Origin of the sequence: Janibacter sp. LM (assembly GCF_039631275.1) — a bacterium.
Classification (GTDB): domain Bacteria; phylum Actinomycetota; class Actinomycetes; order Actinomycetales; family Dermatophilaceae; genus Janibacter; species Janibacter terrae.
Genome location: NZ_JBDIVG010000066.1, coordinates 1 through 1,956 on the forward strand (window position 1 = coordinate 1; position 1,956 = coordinate 1,956).

The window sequence follows — 1,956 nt, forward strand, 5'->3', positions numbered from 1 at the left end:
TTCTTGCCGGTCCCGTAGACCTCGAGCCAACCCCGCAGCGTGCCACGCACGATGCCGAGGTCCTCGGCGATGCCGCGAACCGTGGCACCCGGGGTGGACTCGTACAAGTCGACGGCCTGACGACGGAACTCCTCGGAATAGTTCTTCCTAGCCATGATTCTCGGATCATCTCGCTTCCCCAGCACCACGTGCTGGATTCAGCGTGTCCAAGAACCGGGGTCAGGCCCCGATGGAGACTCCAACCAACCCAGTGCGGTTCACTGGACCACTCCACAGGAGGTTCTTGGCCGGTCGTCCCCGTCGTCAGTAGCGCCCGCAGGGATCCAGACGGTTTCGACAACCCGCGAGTCAAGCCTGTCCTCGCCTTCGTAGGCGACAGGCCCTTCGCCTGGGTCGACGATCAGCTCGGCCGGGGAGACGCCAAGCGGCTGACCGAAGATCGTGACTGCCTTGTACTACGTCCGAACCCGCGACATGGGCTCACCGACGAGAACATCGGGACACTGCTCGCCTGGTCGTAGATGCCGTGCCCAATTTGGCGCCGCCAGGACTGAGCCGTGCCAAGGTTGCGTCGTGGGGCTATTCCGTAGGCGTCATCAACTTCCGGATCCTGGGTCGGTAACGGCGCCAGGCGCCGATTCGGCCCGACCGGATGCACCAAGTCTTGGCCGTGCGGTGCCGAAGGTGCAGGGCGCCGCAACCTTCGGGGGCATAGCGGACCTCGTCCACCTAACTGGAACGACCACCTTCGCGAAGGAAGCCTGTTTGGCACTGGCAGTTCGGCACGGGATCGGCGCCGGCGGCCACATCGAGACTGGTGGCTTCGTGCAGCTTGAGCCGAACAATCCAGTTGAGCCGATGGCTGTTGCTGTCCATGTGGACGGAGAGAGAATCGGGTACTTACCTGGGGGAATCGCCCGCTCCTTGCAATTGCCCGCGGGCGGCGCTTGGCCCGTCCACGTGCAGCTATTCGCCGAACCACTCACCGCGGGTCTTCGCGTGGAGGGATGGGCATGGCTGGCCGAAGGAACCCCGCGCTGGCGATGGTCCGCATCAGATCGGCCACCGATGTCTTCCCAGGCAAAGGCACAAGCCAGACATGACGACAGCAGCCGCATAGTGAGGGAATCTCTCGCCGAAGGTGGACCGAGTTGAGTCCCCGATAGTGGTGTAGCGCGGTCGCCGACATGGTCTTGGGTGTGGACGTGGGTGCGGCCACCGCGTGATCCTTCGAGCGAATCTTCCACAGCACTCTCGAACGGAGTCATCACGATGACCGCACCACACATTGTCGACCCTGCCGGCCTGCTGGGTGAAGCCCTGTCCGAAAGCCTCCCCGGACTTGATGCGTTCCCTGCTGCAGACCATGATCAACGCGTTGCTGTCCGCGGACGCCGATGCCGTCGTCGGAGCCGAGTACGGCCGACCCAGCGCGACTCGCACGGCGCAGCGCAATGGGTACCGCCACCGCGACCTGGACACCCGCGTCGGGACGGTCGACGTCGCGATCCCGAAGCTGCGGAGCGGGACCTACTTCCCCGAGTGGCTCCTCGAGCGCCGCAAGCGCGCGGAGTCCGCGCTGATCACGGTCGTCGCGGACTGCTACCTCGCTGGCGTGTCGACCCGCCGCATGGACAAGCTCGTCAAGACCCTGGGGATCGACTCGCTGAGCAAGTCCCAGGTATCGCGGATGGCCGCTGATCTGGACCAGATCGTCGAGGAGTTTCGCCACCGGCCGCTGGCCGATGCCGGGCCGTTCACGTTCGTGTCCGCGGACGCGTTGACGATGAAGGTCCGCGAGGGCGGGCGGGTGATCAACGCCGTCGCGTTGATTGCCGTCGGTGTTAACGCTGACGGGCACCGCGAGGTCCTGGGCCTGCGCGTGGCCACGTCCGAGACAGGGTCGGCGTGGAACGAGTTCTTCGCCGACCTGACCGCCCGAGGCCTGACCGGCGT

General features: G+C 65.4%; 1 protein-coding gene and 1 pseudogene. One reads left to right on the forward strand and one right to left on the reverse strand.

Annotated features, from left to right (window positions below; all coding sequences use genetic code 11):
* Positions 1-155: transposase (locus tag ABC138_RS17415; RefSeq protein ID WP_345914454.1), on the reverse strand; the 155-nt coding region annotated here is incomplete at its 3' end.
* Between the two features lie 1,117 nt (positions 156-1,272).
* Between ABC138_RS17415 and ABC138_RS17420 the strand changes: the two are divergent.
* Positions 1,273-1,956, forward strand: a pseudogene (locus tag ABC138_RS17420) (IS256 family transposase); the annotation flags it as partial.